The 15,572-nt window shown below is 53.6% G+C and carries 12 protein-coding genes; 3 read left to right on the top strand and 9 right to left on the bottom strand.

Annotation, left to right across the window (positions count from 1 at the left end):
• Positions 1–54: 54 nt before the first annotated feature.
• The 6 genes from bcsC to bcsR are packed head-to-tail and all read right to left on the bottom strand — an operon-like array spanning position 55 to position 10,540.
• A complete protein-coding gene (gene bcsC, locus AACS80_RS07275) occupies positions 55–3,528 on the bottom strand; it encodes a cellulose synthase complex outer membrane protein BcsC (RefSeq protein ID WP_135410538.1) in 3,474 nt (1,157 codons plus the stop codon).
• The gene (gene bcsZ / locus AACS80_RS07270; RefSeq protein WP_135410568.1) at positions 3,510–4,616 is read right to left on the bottom strand and encodes a cellulose synthase complex periplasmic endoglucanase BcsZ; all 1,107 of its coding nucleotides are present in this window, start codon (positions 4,614–4,616) and stop codon (positions 3,510–3,512) included. The genes bcsC and bcsZ overlap by 19 nt, the downstream gene beginning before the upstream one ends.
• A 6-nt stretch (positions 4,617–4,622) precedes the next feature.
• Complete coding sequence (bcsB, locus tag AACS80_RS07265; RefSeq protein ID WP_130210110.1) at positions 4,623–6,962, bottom strand: cellulose biosynthesis cyclic di-GMP-binding regulatory protein BcsB; 2,340 nt, start codon at positions 6,960–6,962, stop codon at positions 4,623–4,625.
• Positions 6,963–6,972: 10 nt separating this feature from the next.
• Positions 6,973–9,591 (bottom strand): UDP-forming cellulose synthase catalytic subunit, encoded by a 2,619-nt coding sequence (bcsA, locus tag AACS80_RS07260; RefSeq protein WP_135410539.1) that lies wholly within the window; start codon positions 9,589–9,591, stop codon positions 6,973–6,975.
• Positions 9,588–10,340 (bottom strand): cellulose biosynthesis protein BcsQ, encoded by a 753-nt coding sequence (gene bcsQ / locus AACS80_RS07255; protein ID WP_135410540.1) that lies wholly within the window; start codon positions 10,338–10,340, stop codon positions 9,588–9,590. The genes bcsA and bcsQ overlap by 4 nt, the downstream gene beginning before the upstream one ends.
• A gap of 11 nt (positions 10,341–10,351) precedes the next feature.
• Positions 10,352–10,540, bottom strand: coding sequence for a cellulose biosynthesis protein BcsR (gene bcsR / locus AACS80_RS07250; RefSeq protein ID WP_064527810.1), 189 nt, complete (start codon positions 10,538–10,540; stop codon positions 10,352–10,354).
• 273 nt (positions 10,541–10,813) lie between these two features.
• Here bcsR and bcsE point away from each other — a divergent pair, with 273 nt between their 5' ends.
• From bcsE to bcsG, 3 genes are read left to right on the top strand one after another with little or no spacing between them, the layout of a single operon-like run.
• The gene (gene bcsE / locus AACS80_RS07245; RefSeq protein ID WP_130210104.1) at positions 10,814–12,385 is read left to right on the top strand and encodes a cellulose biosynthesis c-di-GMP-binding protein BcsE; all 1,572 of its coding nucleotides are present in this window, start codon (positions 10,814–10,816) and stop codon (positions 12,383–12,385) included.
• The gene (gene bcsF, locus AACS80_RS07240) at positions 12,382–12,573 is read left to right on the top strand and encodes a cellulose biosynthesis protein BcsF (RefSeq protein ID WP_130216286.1); all 192 of its coding nucleotides are present in this window, start codon (positions 12,382–12,384) and stop codon (positions 12,571–12,573) included. The genes bcsE and bcsF overlap by 4 nt, the downstream gene beginning before the upstream one ends.
• On the top strand, positions 12,570–14,249 hold the full coding sequence (bcsG, locus tag AACS80_RS07235) for a cellulose biosynthesis protein BcsG (protein ID WP_130222979.1): 1,680 nt from the start codon (positions 12,570–12,572) through the stop codon (positions 14,247–14,249). The genes bcsF and bcsG overlap by 4 nt, the downstream gene beginning before the upstream one ends.
• An 85-nt stretch (positions 14,250–14,334) precedes the next feature.
• Here bcsG and AACS80_RS07230 read toward each other — a convergent pair whose 3' ends face one another.
• The 3 genes from AACS80_RS07230 to AACS80_RS07220 form a co-directional block, all read right to left on the bottom strand.
• Positions 14,335–14,442, bottom strand: coding sequence for a type I toxin-antitoxin system toxin Ldr family protein (locus tag AACS80_RS07230; protein ID WP_002431793.1), 108 nt, complete (start codon positions 14,440–14,442; stop codon positions 14,335–14,337).
• Positions 14,443–14,816: 374 nt separating this feature from the next.
• Entirely contained in the window at positions 14,817–14,924 is a 108-nt protein-coding gene (locus AACS80_RS07225) for a type I toxin-antitoxin system toxin Ldr family protein (protein WP_167852418.1), read from the bottom strand.
• 374 nt (positions 14,925–15,298) lie between these two features.
• Positions 15,299–15,406, bottom strand: coding sequence for a type I toxin-antitoxin system toxin Ldr family protein (locus AACS80_RS07220; protein WP_002431793.1), 108 nt, complete (start codon positions 15,404–15,406; stop codon positions 15,299–15,301).
• Between the last annotated feature and the right edge of the window lie 166 nt (positions 15,407–15,572).

Genomic DNA, 15,572 nt, shown 5'->3' with positions numbered 1-15,572 from the left:
GCCGCCCGAGTATACCCGATCGCAGCGGCATTAAGAGAGGCGCTATCTGAAAACTTACCAGTCGGCGTAAGGTATCAGCGGCTGTGGCGGTAAATCCATATCGCCCTGCCATCCGGCGGCAGAATACCGTACGTAGAGCAGGAAATGGCTTGGCGCATAATCTTTCGCCTGTTGGATATCAATCGCCGTGCCGACAAACCAGTTGGATGTGACGCGTCGTTCAAGTAACGCCCGCGCCGTGTAGCCAAAACCCTGGCTGCTGCCGCCACCGTTGGTCTGGTCAGCGGCGTCGTCTTTCCAGTCATTCGGAATCAGGTTCATCAGCGGATAACGCGGCATGGTTTTAGTGCGCGAGTGCGACCATGAGCCAGACGCGCCCAGCTCCCATGACCAGTTTTCCGTGCGCTCACGCCACATCACCGGTACGGCAAACGACAGATATTCCTGCGGGCTGTAATAGCCGCCCTGCCCAAGTGAGTACCCACTCAGGTCTTTGTCGTAATGCCAGATCATGTTGTTCAGGCCGATAGTGACGCGGCGATTATTCTGGTTGATGACTTTATAGTAATAGCCCGTCATCCAGCGCACGCGCCAGTTATCTTCGACATTTTTGCCGGTTAACTGATCACCGCTAAGTGATGCCCAGACGCCGTTTGCCTCGCCTTTATCATAGCTCAGACTTAACCCCACACCATCGGCACGTACGCCGCCCCATTTTTTCCCGGTATTGCTCGGAGAGTCTTTCTGTCCGCCGAAGGCAAGTAATGAACTGGAAATAGGTCGGCGATGGGCGTTAACGGTGTAGCCAAGCGGCCCGATATCATCGCTGTAACTAACGCCACCGACCACGTCCACGACATTGAAGCCCATCGGCGTGGTGCCAATATCCCAACTCCAGACGTCATTTCGCCAGCCGACCGCCACGCTGGCGCCAGAATCCGACTGACTGCGATTGCCGCTACAATCTTGTAACGTACAGGTCCCCCAGTTGTTGTCCCACGTGCCGTCGTCGTTGGTGGAGAAACTGCCGACATTCATATTGACGAAATCGCTGCGGAAGAACATTCGTCCGTCCGCATATGGCGCATCTACCTGCAACATGGTGGTGTGCGCTTTCAGATCGGAGTATCCGCCAGTGCCGCTCGATCCCCAGTAGTCGTGCTCCAGGGTGACGTTAAGATCCTGCTGACGATAGAGGTCCGCCGCATCGCTACGTACGCCGCGTTTCAGCCAGTCATCTTTCTCGTCGTTGCGGGTCAGTCGGGTAAAGGTGTCGTTATCCTGCGGACGCGTCGTGGTCACACCGGATGCGACCATCGCGTCTTTGTAGGTTTCCAGCGCCTGCTTTGGCTCGCCCGCCTGTGCTTCAAACTTCGCACCATCGCGCAGTACCATCGCGCTTTCCATCGACGGCGGCTGAGATTTTGCCTGCGGGATCAGCTTGTTAAATGTCTGCTGCGCCGCTGCGGTATCGCCAAGCTGCGCCTGCGCCAGCGCCACGCGCCGCTGAGTGTTCAGAGAGGCGTTATCGGTGGCGGGCAGTTTCGCCAGCTGGCTGCGTGCCGCCGCGTTGTCACCAGCAGCGATATCCACTTCCGTCAGACCAAGAATGGCATCGGCGTTAGTTGGCTCGCGCGTCAAAACGTTCTGATAAGCCGCACGGGCGGCGGTGTAATCGCGCCGTTGCTGCGCCCAGTCGGCCAGGGTGAGATCAATGCGTGTGGAAGGTGGCTGCTGACGCAGCATCGCTTCCGCTTCGGCTTCTTTGCCGCTTTCACGCAGGCGATTGGCTGTTTCCAGCACCTGATCGCTTTGCAGCCGGTTCACCAGTTCATGAATATTGCTGTTCCACTGCGCGCGCGGCAGGCTGTTGATATGCGCCAGTGCCGCCCGGTCCTGATCATGACCGGAGAGATACAGCCCGTAGGCGTAAACCTGCTCCGGGTCGTTCGGCTTCTGCTGCGCCAGATTGCGCATCAGAGTATCTGCCTGGCTGCGTTGTCCGGCCTGCCAGAGATCCTGCGAAAGTCGGTAAGTAATCCACACACTGCCGGGGTCCAGCGCCAGTCGCTGGCGCTGAAGTGCTGCTGCCTGCGCCCATTTGCCCTGTTTTTCCAGCGCTTCGGCCTGCTGTGACAAACGGTCGTTTTGCAGACTACGTTCAATATCGTCAACGCTGCGCCGCTGGCTGGCAGAGAGCGAGGCAATAAATGCTTCAGCCTTTTCCGGCGATTGCTGGCGATAAAGATTCGCCAGACCGCGCACGGCGTTGGTGTTGCCGCTGTCCATCCGTAGCGTCTGCTGATAATAACGTTCGGCTGCAGGGTAATCTTTGCGCGCCATCGCCACATCACCCAGCCCCAGCACCGCATAGCTGTCAGTATTATCTACATTGCGCGCCTGCTGGAATAAACGTTCCGCTTGATCAGGATTGTTCGCTTTAAGCGCGGCATCGCCTTGTTGGATCGCCAGCCAGTAGCGGTTTACTTTCAGCAGGCTGTTCCATTTGTCGTTGTTGCTGCTGTGCGGGTCCAGCGCGAGGGCTTTCTCCAGATTCACCACCGCATTGGCACGATCGCCTTTCTGGGAATACGCCTGGCCCAGCGCCCCCAGCGCTTCACTGTCTTTCGGGTTAGCACGCACCGCCAGTTGCAACTCAGGGATAGCTTTACCCGCCATGCCTGAATCCACCGCCGCTAAACCTTGCGCACGAGCGCGGAAAGCAGGATCGGCCAGTTGTTTTTGTTGTTCTGCCAGTTGCGATTGTGCAGCAGCCACGTTGTCGCCATCGCTAAATATTGAGAGATATTTTTTCAGCGCCTGCACGCTGGCATCGCTGACAGGCATGTCTTTAATCTGCCCGTACCAGATTTTAGAAGCACCATCACGACCGGCGTTAGATTTCGCCATCTGCTCCAGCACCGCAAAACCTTCGTCACGGCGATCGCTGCTAAACAGCAATAGCGCCAGATTGTTTTGCAGGCCCGTGTTGCCCGGCGTATCCGCATTGATGCGTTTTAGCTGATTAATCGCTTCGCCACGGCGAGCCGGAATTTTCGCCACGGTACTCCAGTACTCTACGGCAATGTCACCTTCCGGCGGCGCCCCGTTGAACAGTTTGTTGTAACCCGCCACGGCTTCTTCCGCATGCCCGGTGGTGGCCTGCAATCGTGCCTGTTGCAGTGCCTGGCGACCATCCGGCGTGGAAAGCAACATCGTCGTCCGCGACGATTTGTAAGCGTTTGAACTCGGCGCTAATTGCGACAATCGGTCGAGTTGTTTTTGCGCCCCATCAACATCACCCTGCCGTAACAGAGAGCGAAAGCGGGCAGCAACGACGTCCGGGTTATTCGGATCAATAAGTTCCAGACGATACAGCGACTGCTGCACCAGGTCTTCGCGATGAGTCGCTTCGCCAACTCGTACCTGCTCCAGTAACTGTTGCTGGGCGGTTGGCGCCGCCTCGACCATCGGCATCACAGCCAGACCGAGGGAAAGTGTGAGGATGTTTAGTGTGAATTTGCGCATTCCTGGCCCCAGTCCGGTAATAACTCACCTTTTGTCGAGAAGCGGAAACGGTGTTGATCCCAGCCTTGTCCGAACAGGGTCAGCACATAATTGTAATAGGCATCGCTGCCAGGAAAGTTATCTGCCACACGCTGGCGCTGTACAGCCTGCGCGTCACGGTCCTGAAGAAACGGCAACATAGCCGCAGAAAAACCTACCGGCCCTTGCCCCTGCGCTTTACCCGTAGCGACATCAACTTTCTCCGGCGGATAGCCGTTCTTCTCAGTAAATGTCGCCATCGGTTTAAAACGCGCTAACAGCCGTGCTTTTTGCGGATCAGTATCTGGCATCATGCCGACCCACATATAAACGCGAATGGCGTCATAGCTGCTGATCAGCGTTTTTTCAGCTTTCAGCTGCCAGCCTTTATCTTTTTCATAACGCACCCAGTCAGGCGAAAAACCTTTCGGGGCAGTTTCCAGCAGCAAACGTTGATTCGTTTCGTGCAGCGTAGTCCAGGGCGCGCCAAAGCGGGTGAAATACTGCGCCAGCGTCGGTGGTAGATAACTCGGGTTCAAACGCCAGCTGTTATTCTCGGCAAAGCCGACTTTTCCCGGTAACAGCATGGACCCCAGCCCCGGCACCGTCACCACTTCCTCTTGCGCAATGCGTTTTAACAATGCGCTGCCGATGTCGGTATAACGCTGCTCTTTCCACAATCGCCCCGCCTCAAGCAACGACCAGGCCATCCAGATATCACCATCAGAGGCCGAATTGCTGTCCAGCACTTCCCACTTACTGTTCTCTTTTTTGCCCCACAGCCAGGCAGGCAAATGTTCGTTTAAGGCCCCCTGAGCAAGATTGTTCTGGGTCCAGTCAAGTAGGTTGTCAAATGTCGCACGATCATTAGCCGCCAGGGCAAAGAACATGCCGTAGCTTTGCCCTTCAGAGGTGGTAATTTTGCGTGCATCACTGGGGTCAATGACGCGCCCTTCCTGACTGATGTAATCCTTTTTGAACTGCTCCCAGGCAGGCCAGTTGCAGGCTGCCTGAACACTGAAGGCAGCCAACAGCAGCATCGTCACGATCCCACTACGCAAAACTTTCATCATCGATTACTCATTATCCGGATTAAGACGACGACGGCTGATGATGCGCAGCAGACGCCACAGTACCCATGCCAGCAGCACCACGCTGATTGCCGCCAGTATCGCCAGCAGAATCGGATGGTTCGCCAGTGCGTACCATAAACGTTCAAACCACGGCAGATGACCGACGTAATAGACGTCGCCAACGCGCAGGCTGTTAACACCGGACTCGCGAATCACCGCTACGGAACCAAACATAGTGGCGCGTTTACCGCTGTCGTTCACCGCATCGTTGAGCATCTCGTAACCACGTGGACTATCCGCCAGTAACGCAATTACGCTGCGCTGGTCGTTATACGGTGACTGGAAGCCAATCACCGCCGCCATCGCACCAGAAGAGGTCAGCGTGGACTGAGTTTCTGCTGCGCGGTCGTTTTCGTCAGGTACAATGCCGGGGAACGGAGTCTGGCGCATCGGCGTTTTCACCCAACTTTCGGTAGCCTGCACCAGCAGATCGATCTGCTTGTCATCTTTTAACTTGTCCGGGATACCGCCAATTATCATGATATCGGCGTCTTTCCCCTGAATGGTGCTGCCATCATCGGTCACCGTCAGGTTGATCGCCGGGAAGCCCGTCTGTGCACCAATAAAGCCCACCGTATTAAGCAGTGTTTCCATCTGCGCTTCGTTTGGTGTTTTTGGCATCACGGTAATGGTTTGCGACAAATCCGCCATCCGGCTGAACGGGAAGCCCGCATTAGCAAACGCGCGCAGATCCGGCATCGGGATGAAGTGGTAATACTTCGAGAAGTCGATGGTAGAGTCGTCACCAATCACGACGTGATTCTGCACCGGCTGGAAGGTAATACAGTTATCCACCGAACCACCCGGCATTGGGTTCATATACTCAAAATCGAAACGCAACTGGTTGGTCGCCCCCAGTTTCAGCGCCGGAATGGAGACATCGGTTTTACCATCCAGCAAACCTTGCAACACCGGGATCCGCAGCAGCAGGCGGTTCGCCTCCTGTTTACTGCTCAGGTTGAAAGATTGCAGGAACTGGTTGTTCAGGCTGATATCCATCCGCGAGCTATCTTTCACCGGCGGCATGGTGTAGCGATAGTTGATATCCATATCGATACCGGTGCTGCGCATCAGGTAGAGATCTGGCGGCAAGTTCAGCGAGATATTAATCGCTGCCGGCTCCAGCCCGCTGGACTGTAACTGTTCTTCATAGGTTTTCAGCTCACCAAAGGTGACCGGACGATCGGTTCGCACCCAGTTTGGCGCATCGTACGGTTTACGTGGCAATAGCGGTTTAACATCGTTCACCACTACGCTGTCACCACGGAACAAAATATTGCCCTGAGCAATGCCTTTCGCCGCCTGCAATAGATCTTTGTCATCACGCCCAAAGACCACCAACAATTTGACGTAAGGATTCTCCGGATGGTTGATCATCTCAATCACCGGGGCTTTTACTGCCGGATGATCGCGCAGGAAGTCCGGTCGCTTGTCATTGGTCGCAAAGACAATCGCATTGCGGTCCGGAAGCTGATTATAGAGTACCGGGAAGTTCTGTCCGCGCCAGCCAGATCGAGAACCAAACCACGACGCAACAATCGCCGAAGCCTGTTGCAGACCAACATCCGGCGCACCAGCAAAAACTATCGGCAACGTATTGGCTCGGTTATCCCTCGGGTCGAAAAACGGAATCGGGAAGTGCGACAGATCATTTTTCACATTCAGTGATTGATATGTCAGATCCAGTCCGCTACTGCGTCCAACATCCAGCCAGAGCGTTGTGCTGGCCGGGTTTTCACAGACATCCTGATAATGACCAACAAACTCCAGCCGCACGCGGTTGAAGTCGGTGATAAACAGCGGATTAATCGGCATTTGCGCCAACGTCTTTTTACCCAACTGCTCTTTGGTCACTGGCAGCACGCCCATCAACTCATCGTTCAGATAGACTTTCAACTGCGACTGTATCGGCAGCAGTGATGGCGACGGCGTATATTCAAGGTTAAGCATCGCCTTCGTCACTACTTCATCACTGCGCATACCAAACTCTATGCTGCCGTTTGGGTTAATGCCACGCAGTACCATGCTACCCGGCGGCGGCGCGATTTGCGCAAAGGTCAGCTTCACATCGCGCGAAGGGCCATTCTGCGCCACGATGGGCGCGTCCGCGCCCTGCACGCCTGGCATCACCTGTCCGACCCGCGGATTTTGCTCCGCCTGGGCAGGCACAGTTGGCTCAGCATTGATCAGTGGTTGCGTCGTCGGTGTCGCCTGCGTCATGAAAGAGGGGAACGCACTCATCCCCATAGCCACTGCACAAATCCAGAATAGTTTTCTTTTCATCGCGTTATCATCATTGTTGAGCCAAAGCCTGATCCGATGGTTGTACCGTTTCGCTCCGCTCCGGGCGACGCGGAATGAACGAAACAACCCAGGAAACCAGAGAAGTCAGCACACGGAAAATGCCCTTCACCGAAGAAGGCGCAAACTCCGCCAGATGGCGGTAGCCACGGAAGCCGAGCTTCAGAATATCCAGCAGACTTTCCAGCGGCTTATCTTCCGGGTAGCTGTCCTGCCAGAGCGCCCATGTATCCGCACGGGCAAACGTACACTGCACAAAATCGATATGTTGCTGGGTAGTGAGCGGCATCAATTGCAGCCCCACTTCGTTACCCATCACGCGCGCAACCTGAGTCGGGAAGGCATACTCTTGCTGACCGCGTTTGAGCAGCAGATTCACTTTCTGTCCTTCCAGAATCTGCGCCTGACCGTTGATCTTGATCCCCAGGCCGCCGTCAGAGAAGTCCTGAACGGTGCAGGAGAAAAGATGCCCATCTTCCCGGGCAATCGCCGCTGGCATGGTCATCTCAACACGGTGTGAACGACGTACCTGCTTGCTTTCTACCGATACCGCTACTGCACCGCCGAGAATAATCAGGTTGTAGAACACCCAAACCATACTAACGACCACTGTGAGCATTTCAGTCGGCGGGCCATAGAAGTAACGCCAGATGCCGACAGCAACACCGACAAGGTTGAGTAATACGAGGAAGATGTACGGTCGCGAGATCACCCAGTCGACGTACTCTTCCTCCACCAGACCACCTTTGGCGGTGACGTTAAATTTGCCTTTGTGCGGGTTAATCAGCGCCACCAGCGTCGGCGGGGCGATATACCAGGCGAGCACCGTCTCGTAGATTTCACTCCAGAAGGAGTGGCGATATTTACCCTGAATCTTCGAGTTGGTCAGGCTGGCGTGAATCATATGCGGCAGCACAAACAGGGCAATCATCAACGCAGGCGCGTAAATGATGTAGGCGTGCAGCAGCAGGAACGCCAGCGGTGCGGTCAGGAAGATCAGCCGTGGAATCCCCGACAAGAAGTGGAACATAGCGTTGACGTAGCACAGCCGCTGAGCGAACTTCAGTCCTTTACCAGTAAGCGGGTTATCAAGACGGAAGATTTGCACCATTCCACGCGCCCAACGGATACGTTGCCCAATGTGCGCCGAAAGGCTTTCAGTCGCCAGCCCAGCCGCCTGGGGAATACGCATATAAGCGGAAGTGTAGCCACGACGGTGTAAACGCAGAGAAGTATGCGCATCTTCAGTCACGGTTTCGACCGCGATGCCGCCAATCTCGTCCAACGGCTTACGACGAATCACCGCACAGGAACCGCAGAAGAAAGTGGCATCCCACATGTCATTACCGTCCTGCACCAGACCGTAGAACAGCGTGCCTTCGTTCGGCGTTTTACGAAAACGCCCCAGGTTGCGTTCGAACGGATCTGGTGAGAAGAAGTGGTGAGGCGTCTGCATCATCGCCAACTGCTTTTCTTTCAGGAACCAGCCCATGGTCATTTGCAGGAACGAGCGTGTGGGAACGTGGTCGCAGTCGAAAATCGACACGAACTCGCCTTTGGCATATTTCAGTGCATTGTTGATGTTGCCTGCTTTCGCATGTTCATGCGTCGTTCGGGCGATATATTTCACCCCCACGTTTTGCGCAAACTGGCGAAACTCTTCCCTGCCGCCGTCATCGAGGATCCAGATGTTGAGTTTGTCTTTCGGCCAGTCGATACCCAGCGAAGCATAAATGGTGTTTTTCACCACGCTGAGATCTTCGTTGTAGGTCGGTACAAAGATATCCACCGACGGCCATTGCGACATGTCTTTCGGCAGCGGTACTGGCTGACGATTCAGTGGCCATACCACCTGGAAGTAGCCAAGCACCAGCACAATCCACGCATAAGTTTCCGCAAATAGCAGGATTAAGCCACATACCAGGCTGACCGGATCATCCCAGTTCAACGTCGAGGTATATCGCCACCAGATATAGCGACACGAGACAGTCAGCGACAGTACAATCAACATCAATGCCGAGAAGCGCCCTGGCAGACGCCGCACCATTAGCGCCACGCCCCACAGCAACATCAGGAAGATAAATTGCGACAACGGGTTAAAAGGCTGAGTGACGCAAATTAACGCCAGAATCAGCGAGAAAGTCACAATGACGCCAAGAATAAAACGCCGTGCTCCGGTGCTCAGATGGCCCAGTTCTTTTTTCTCATCAAGATGTTGCGTGTTCTGGCTGACACGCTCTGGCAGTTTGTCCATCCATTGATGGTAACGCCCACGGATATTCTGCAGGCCAGAAAATGCCCGCCAGCGTGGTTTTGGCGTCTCTCTGCGTGAAGCGCCGATCAACAACCAGCAAGTCTGAATGACATAGCGGACCGGATCCAACGGGCGCGGACGCGAAGCGTTGATATGTGGGTAAAGATTTTTATGTTCTGCGCGAATACGCTGCCAGCGCGGGTGTTCAAGCGGAATGAACACCCAGGCCAGGATCAGCCAAAAACAGCCAAGCGTCGCGCTGAAAGCCGAGGCGCCGTGACGACGATAATCCCGATAACGCCCGATAAGACGCGCGTTGACCGGCGGGATAAGCAACCACCGGGTCAAGATACTCATGACGCGCTCCCGACTGGCTTTTTCAGCCCGGAATAGTTCAACAGGCACCAGTTTGCCAACGTCAGAACTTCCTCCGCCGCCAGCGCATCACTACGGTATTCACCTAACGGTTGTTTCGCCGCCAGGCATTCAGCCATCGCTTCATCGCGATGAATCAACATTGGCAGTAGCCGGCGCTGGCTTTGCAACCACAACTGGTAAATATCTTCCTGAACCTGGCTGCCAATGCGGAAATCATTAATCAATATATGCGCGCCAGCAGGCAGTGCTTGCTGATGCAGCCGAATATGGCAGTTAGCATCCACTTTAACGATTGCCAGCGAGTGATCGCACAGGCTCAGGATTTGATGCGTTATCTGCGAGGCGTCGCGCGGTAAGTCGATCAAAATCCATTGATAACGCCCACTGGCCTGCAGCAGCTGCAAGCCTTCGCAAATTGCACCCAACTGAGTTTGCCAGTGCTGGGGATTCTCTTGCTCTTCAATGGTTAACTGACCAAAAGGCAGTAGATCGAGCTGCGAGGTATAGCGCATCCCGGCATCTCGCCAGTCCTGACCATCCAGTATGGCTCTGGCCCAGCCCTGACGATGGGTAAAATCAACGTTGAACGACAAGCGCAACAAATTGTCCGGGCAGGCATCAACCACCAGGACATTTTCTCCCAACATTTGCAATGCCCAGGCCAACGCGGCGGTGATGGTTGTTGTACCCACACCTCCCCGCACCCCCTGTAATCCCAGTACGGCCATTCACTACTCCCCTACTTCTGTTGCGCAAACTCAGCCAACAATGGCCAGCGTTTTAACGCCGCTGCTAACTGCTCACGCTGAGAAATATCGGCATAATCGATATCAGGCAGTGAAAACGCCTGCTTTAACGCCAAAATATCATTCTGAAAGATATAGCCTATCGCGGGATCAGGCAGAGTATCCTGTTCGTTGTTATTCATTATGCTTAATCTCGAAAAAATATACCCGCCACGCATCAGTCAATTCTAATCGACAGAATTTTGCCCGTATAATGCCAGACGGCAATACGTAATCCGTTCATTTTTTAACTTTCATGTACGCAACTAACGAAAGTAAAAAACGAAAAGACTGATATCATAAGGCTTCCAGCCTGCTAAATTGATTCACATGCTAAATCTGATAAGTTTTAATTTCAATGGTAGGTTTATTTCTTAGCTTTCGCTAGTAAACTAATAATCAGACAAAATGGTGACTTGAGGGACGTTGTGGACCCTGTATTCTCTATCGGTATCTCATCTTTGTGGGATGAGTTGCGGCATATGCCAGCAGGCGGCGTCTGGTGGTTTAACGTCGATCGTCAAGAAGATGCTATCAGCCTTGTGAATCAAACGATGGCTTCTCAAGCTGAAACCGCGAAAGTCGCGGTCATTAGCATGGATAACGATCCCGAAAAAACCTTCAAATTAGATGATTCTCACGGACCGGAAAAAATAAAATTATTTTCAATGCTAAATCATGAAAAGGGGCTATACTATTTGCCCCGTGATTTACAATGTTCTATTGATCCCGAAAATTATCTTTTCATTCTTGTTTGTGCCAATAATGCATGGCAAAACATTCCAACTGAGCGGCTTCGTTCATGGCTGGATAAAATGAACAAGTGGAGCAGATTATACCATTGCTCACTGCTGGTAATTAATCCAGGAAATAATAACGATAAACAATTTTCATTGTTGCTGGAGGAATACCGCTCACTTTTTGGGCTTGCCAGTTTGCGTTTTCAGGGCGATCAACATCTGCTGGATATCGCCTTCTGGTGCAACGAAAAAGGGGTTAGCGCCCGTCAGCAACTCATCGTTCAGCAGCAAGAGGGTATCTGGACGTTAGTTCAGCGTGAAGAAGCGGAGATCCAACCACGCAGCGATGAAAAACGCATTCTTAGCAATATTGCTGTGCTGGAAGGCGCCCCCCCTTTATCAGAACACTGGCAACTGTTCGACAACAACGAAACTCTGTTCAATGAAGCCCGGACTGCACAGGCTGCAACCGTCGTTTTCTCTTTACAGCAAAATGGGCAAATTGAACCACTGGCCCGCAGCATTCATACTCTGCGTCGCCAGCGTGGTAGTGCGATGAAGATCCTCGTGCGGGAAAATACTGCCAGCCTGCGTGCCACGGATGAACGTTTGTTGTTGGCCTGCGGTGCGAATATGGTGATTCCGTGGAATGCTCCGCTCTCCCGTTGTCTGACGATGATTGAAAGCGTGCAAGGGCAGAAGTTCAGCCGCTATGTTCCGGAAGATATCACTACCCTGCTATCCATGACCCAACCGCTGAAACTGCGCGGTTTTCAAAAGTGGGATGTGTTCTGTGAGGCGGTCAATAACATGATGAATAACACGTTGTTGCCTGCTCATGGTAAAGGCGTGCTGGTCGCTTTACGCCCAGTACCGGGCATCCGCGTTGAGCAAGCCCTGACGCTGTGCCGTCCAAATCGCACTGGCGACATTATGACCGTTGGTGGAAATCGACTGGTCCTGTTCCTCTCATTCTGCAGGATCAACGATCTGGATACTGCGTTGAATCACATTTTCCCGTTACCTACCGGCGATATTTTCTCTAACCGCATGGTCTGGTTTGAAGATGACCAAATCAGCGCCGAGCTGGTGCAAATGCGTCTGCTGGCCCCGGAACAATGGGGGGTGCCACTGCCTTTAACTCAGGCCTCCATGCCGGTAATCAATGCCGAGCATGATGGGCGTAACTGGCGACGAATACCGGAACCGCTGCGACTGTTGAGTGATCCTGTGGAGCATTCATCATGATGACCATCAGCGATATCATTGAAATCATTGTCGTTTGTGCGCTTGTTTTTTTCCCGCTGGGCTATCTGGCGCGCCATTCCCTACGGCGCATTCGTGACACCCTGCGTTTGTTATTTGCGAAACCTCGTTATGTAAAACCGGCCGGTACGTTACGCCGTGCAGAAAAAGCCAGGGCTACCAAAAAATGACTCAATTTACCCAAAATACCGCTATGCCTTCTTCCCTCTGGCAATACTGGCGCGGCCTTTCTGGCTGGAACTTTTATTTTCTGGTTAAGTTCGGCCTGTTGTGGGCGGGCTACCTTAACTTCCATCCGCTACTCAATCTGGTATTTGCCGCGTTCCTGCTGATGCCGATTCCGCGCTACAGCCTGCATCGCCTGCGCCACTGGATCGCCCTGCCAATCGGCTTTGCCCTCTTCTGGCATGATACCTGGCTACCTGGCCCGGAAAGTATTATGAGCCAGGGGTCACAAGTGGCAGGCTTTAGTCCCGATTATTTAATCGATCTGGTCACGCGCTTTATTAACTGGCAGATGATTGGTGCTGTCTTTGTTTTGTTAGTGGCCTGGTTATTCTTGTCGCAATGGATTCGCATCACCGTTTTTGTGGTCGCCATTCTGGTATGGCTGAACGTACTTACGCTGGCTGGTCCAAGTTTCTCCCTGTGGCCAGCCGGTCAACCGACCACCACGGTAACAACGACGGGCGGTAACGCTGCGGCAACAGTCGCGGCAACCGGCGGCACGCCAGTAGTTGGAGATATGCCAGCGCAAACTGCACCACCGACAACCGCAAACCTCAATGCCTGGCTGAATAATTTCTATAACGCCGAGGCGAAACGTAAATCGACCTTCCCATCCGCGCTGCCAGCGGATGCGCAGCCATTTGAGCTTCTGGTGATTAATATCTGTTCGCTTTCATGGTCGGATATTGAAGCTGCCGGATTAATGTCACATCCGTTGTGGTCGCATTTTGATATTGAGTTCAAGAATTTCAACTCTGCAACCTCATACAGCGGTCCGGCGGCGATTCGTCTGCTGCGCGCCAGTTGCGGTCAGCCATCGCACACCAATCTGTATCAACCAGCAAATAATGACTGCTATCTGTTCGATAACTTGTCAAAACTGGGCTTTACCCAGCACCTGATGATGGGACATAACGGCCAGTTTGGCGGCTTCCTGAAAGAAGTTCGCGAAAACGGCGGTATGCAGACCGAATTGATGGATCAAACAAATCTGCCGGTTATTTTACTGGGCTTTGATGGTTCGCCGGTTTATGACGATACTGCCGTGCTTAACCGCTGGCTGGACGTTACCGAAAAAGATAAAAACAGCCGTAGCGCCACGTTCTACAACACGCTTCCACTGCATGACGGCAACCATTATCCGGGCGTCAGCAAAACAGCGGATTACAAAGCGCGAGCGCAGAAGTTCTTTGATGAACTGGACGCCTTCTTTACTGAGCTGGAGAAATCGGGTCGTAAAGTGATGGTCGTCGTAGTACCGGAACACGGTGGCGCGTTGAAAGGTGACAGAATGCAAGTTTCTGGTTTGCGTGATATCCCCAGCCCGGCAATCACTAATGTACCGGTTGGTGTGAAATTCTTCGGCATGAAAACACCACATCAGGGCGCGCCAATTGTCATCGACCAACCAAGCAGCTTCCTGGCAATCTCTGATTTGGTGGTTCGCGTTCTCGATGGCAAGATTTTCACCGAAGACAATGTTGACTGGAAAAAACTCACTAGTGGATTACCACAGACTGCGCCTGTTTCCGAGAACTCGAATGCGGTGGTCATTCAATATCAAAATAAACCGTATGTTCGCCTGAACGGTGGCGACTGGGTGCCTTATCCGCAGTAATTACGAAAAAGGCCGCAGAGTTTCCCCCTGCGGCCTGGTCCGGGCGCAAATTGCCATTACGGCAGCCTGACGCCCGCATGACACGTTACTTCCGCTTATTCAGCCAGCTCACGATCAGGCTGGCGAGAATGCCAGCAATGACCGGAGCCGCTAAATCGTGCCAAAAGGCCATGCCCAACTCTGCGAGCGTCATATAGCCGCCTCTGTTGTAATGACAACGTTTCACGGCTATCCTTGAGTGGTCTAGGTTCAAGATTAGCCCCCGTGATGTTGTCAGGTGCATACCTGCAATGTGCGGGGGTTTTCTCTCTCCAGCAACCAATGCCACCGGGGATACAGCCCCCGCAACATTGCGCCTCACCGGAGCCCTTCCGGCTTGCCGCTGATTCTACGACCGTTTTTGTGCTTCGAAATCCATCACTTCTTCACTCTGTGCTGCGCATTCCGCAGAATATTATCCGCTTGCAACCGTTGCATTTTTCTTACGAAAAAGGCCGCAGAGTTCCCCCCTGCGGCCTGATCCGGGCGCAACTTGCCATTACGGCAGCCTGACACCCGCATGACACGTTACTTCCGCTTATTCAGCCAGCTCACGATCAGACTGGCGAGAATGCCAGCAATGACCGGAGCCGCTAAATCATGCCAGAAGGCCATGCTCAACTCTGTGAGCGTCATATAGCCGCCTCTGTTGTAATGACAACGTTTCGCGGCTATCCTTGAGTCGTCTAGTTTCAAGAATGGCCCCCGTGATGTTGTCAGGTGCATACCTGCAGCGTGCGGGGGTTTTCTCTCTCCAGCAACCAATGCCACCAGGGATAAAGCCCCCGCAACATTGCGCCTCACCGGAACCTTCCGGCTTGCCGCTGATTCTACGACCATTTTTGTGCTTCGAAATCCATCACTTCTTCACTCTGTGCTGCGCATTCCGCAGAATATTATCCACTTGCAACCGTTGCATTTTTCTTACGAAAAAGGCCGCAGAGTTTCCCCCCTGCGGCCTGGTCCGGGCGCAAATTGCCATTACGGCAGCCTGACGCCCGCATGACATATTACTTCCGCTTATTCAGCCAGCTCACGATCAGGCTGGCAAGAATGCCAGCAATGACCGGAGCCGCTAAATCGTGCCAGAAGGCCATGCCCAACTCTGCGAGCGTCATATAGCCGCCTCTGTTGTAATGACAACGTTTCGCGGCTATTCTTGAATGGTCTAGATGCAAGAATGGCCCCCGTGATGTTGTCAGGTGCATACCTGCAACGTGCGGGGGTTTTCTCTCTCCAGCAACCAATGCCACCAGGGATAAAGCCCCCGCAACATTGCGCCTC

This window comes from Escherichia sp. E4385, from assembly GCF_963883145.1.
Taxonomy (GTDB): domain Bacteria; phylum Pseudomonadota; class Gammaproteobacteria; order Enterobacterales; family Enterobacteriaceae; genus Escherichia.
The sequence above is the reverse complement of the archived record's forward strand: the minus strand, read 5'-3'. Positions and strand labels throughout refer to the sequence as shown.

Coding starts and splice junctions, on each gene's coding strand:
- bcsF (WP_130216286.1), top strand. CDS start 12,382: ATGATGACCATCAGCGATATCATTGAAATCATTGTCGTTTGTGCGCTT.
- bcsR (WP_064527810.1), bottom strand. CDS start 10,540: ATGAATAACAACGAACAGGATACTCTGCCTGATCCCGCGATAGGCTAT.
- AACS80_RS07230 (WP_002431793.1), bottom strand. CDS start 14,442: ATGACGCTCGCAGAGTTGGGCATGGCCTTTTGGCACGATTTAGCGGCT.
- bcsA (WP_135410539.1), bottom strand. CDS start 9,591: ATGAGTATCTTGACCCGGTGGTTGCTTATCCCGCCGGTCAACGCGCGT.
- bcsC (WP_135410538.1), bottom strand. CDS start 3,528: ATGCGCAAATTCACACTAAACATCCTCACACTTTCCCTCGGTCTGGCT.
- bcsQ (WP_135410540.1), bottom strand. CDS start 10,340: ATGGCCGTACTGGGATTACAGGGGGTGCGGGGAGGTGTGGGTACAACA.
- AACS80_RS07220 (WP_002431793.1), bottom strand. CDS start 15,406: ATGACGCTCGCAGAGTTGGGCATGGCCTTCTGGCACGATTTAGCGGCT.
- bcsG (WP_130222979.1), top strand. CDS start 12,570: ATGACTCAATTTACCCAAAATACCGCTATGCCTTCTTCCCTCTGGCAA.
- bcsZ (WP_135410568.1), bottom strand. CDS start 4,616: ATGAAAGTTTTGCGTAGTGGGATCGTGACGATGCTGCTGTTGGCTGCC.
- bcsB (WP_130210110.1), bottom strand. CDS start 6,962: ATGAAAAGAAAACTATTCTGGATTTGTGCAGTGGCTATGGGGATGAGT.
- AACS80_RS07225 (WP_167852418.1), bottom strand. CDS start 14,924: ATGACGCTCACAGAGTTGAGCATGGCCTTCTGGCATGATTTAGCGGCT.